The sequence below is a fragment of the Microbulbifer okhotskensis genome, from assembly GCF_023895975.1.
GTDB classification, from domain to species: domain Bacteria; phylum Pseudomonadota; class Gammaproteobacteria; order Pseudomonadales; family Cellvibrionaceae; genus Microbulbifer; species Microbulbifer okhotskensis.
In genome coordinates this window covers 1-1456 of record NZ_JALBWM010000277.1, presented here as the reverse complement: position 1 = coordinate 1456, position 1456 = coordinate 1, and the positions used below count along the sequence as shown (strand labels likewise).

2 protein-coding genes are annotated in these 1456 nt (G+C 41.1%); both read left to right on the top strand.

Annotated features, from left to right (window positions below; translation table 11 throughout):
• Positions 1–205, top strand: a 205-nt coding sequence (locus MO867_RS22010) for a hypothetical protein (RefSeq protein ID WP_252473156.1), incomplete at its 5' end; no start/stop codon positions are given.
• A gap of 58 nt (positions 206–263) precedes the next feature.
• Complete coding sequence (locus MO867_RS22005) at positions 264–1196, top strand: right-handed parallel beta-helix repeat-containing protein (protein WP_252473154.1); 933 nt, start codon at positions 264–266, stop codon at positions 1194–1196.
• Positions 1197–1456: the final 260 nt, after the last annotated feature.

The window sequence follows — 1456 nt, the reverse complement described above, 5'->3', positions numbered from 1 at the left end:
CCGGTATAGAGTATGGGGGCATGAGCAGTTACACAATTTAAATTACAGCCTCTTTAAGCTGATTTATATGGGACAGCCCTGGCTGGCACCCCTCTTCGTAAAAGACGAAATAAGAACCAGTCAAAGTATTCCGAATAAATATTTTATTAAAATCATAATTAGATTGATTAATGATATTTTATATCATGCCTCACTGAGGTATTAGGGGCAGACAAAATTATTTTCCCGCCGCCGCCAAATGAAGCATGACGAAGGATACCACCATGAATACCTTTCCATTAAAATCAACGCTACGCATAACAATCACCATTGCCCTGACAGCATCCGGGTTTGCTCTGACGAACCAAGTTCTTGCAGTAGAATGTGGCGACGTTATCACAGCCCCAGCCACACTAAATCAAAATCTCATTTGTGAATTAACCGAAGATAGTCCCTACGGCCTAACCATCATTGGGCCAACGGGAAATCTCACCATGATTGACGGGGGCGGAGTAACCTGCGATAACTCAAGTGGCGACGGTATAGGCGGAATACTATTAGAGGGTTTTTCAGGGCTCGTTACAGGCGGAGAAATTATCAAATGCCTTAACGGGATCATAGTGGCGGGGGATGGTTTTCATTCGGTGTTAGATGCTCAAATATCAGATACAGGGAGAGATGCCATCCTCATCAACAGCCATAATAACACTATTACCGGAAACCATATTATCGGGACTGAATTTGATGACGGAATTGACGTAAAGGGGTCTAATAATTTCATCAGCCAAAATAAAATAGAAGCGAGCAATGATGAGGGTATACTAATAGATGCAGGAGCAGACTTTAATTTTATTCTGTTAAATTGGATAAAAGGAAGTATTGATGGAGATGACGGAATAGATATTAAAGGAAACTATACCACAGTAAGCCAAAATCATGTCACCCAGAGTTACGATAATGGGATTTCATTGTCAGAAAATGTTGAGAATTCATTGGTCGTTCAAAACACTGTTTCTGGAAACGGTATCGGCGGCCTACTTGATTCAGCAGGGATAAATATCACTGGATTTAACAACATTAACAACAGCATTATTGGAAATTCAGCACTAAACAATAGTGCTTTTGATTTAAAAGATTCTTCTGACCCTACCTGCACTGGGGTCAACACATGGGAAGGCAACCTATTTACCACATCAGACCCCGCATGCCTGGATTAGAGAACCTGATAACACCTCCATGTTATTTGTGAACTGTAGGGAGTTCTATATTCAAGCCGTGATAGCTCAGGTGAATGGGCTCAGGTTTGTCTTTGCATATTTTTTGCGAAAATCGACACCTCTTAGATTTAACCCCGACCAACCTCACTCACAAACTCGGTGGATATAGAATTCTCAAAAAAACAAATAATACTCGACATACCTGATTCAACACTTCGGACAGTTTCATACAGCTATAGCCCCATAGTCACTGTACTGCT

What these genes read in the sequence shown, in the direction of transcription:
- MO867_RS22005 (WP_252473154.1), top strand. Translation starts at nt 264, where the DNA reads ATGAATACCTTTCCATTAAAATCAACGCTACGCATAACAATCACCATT.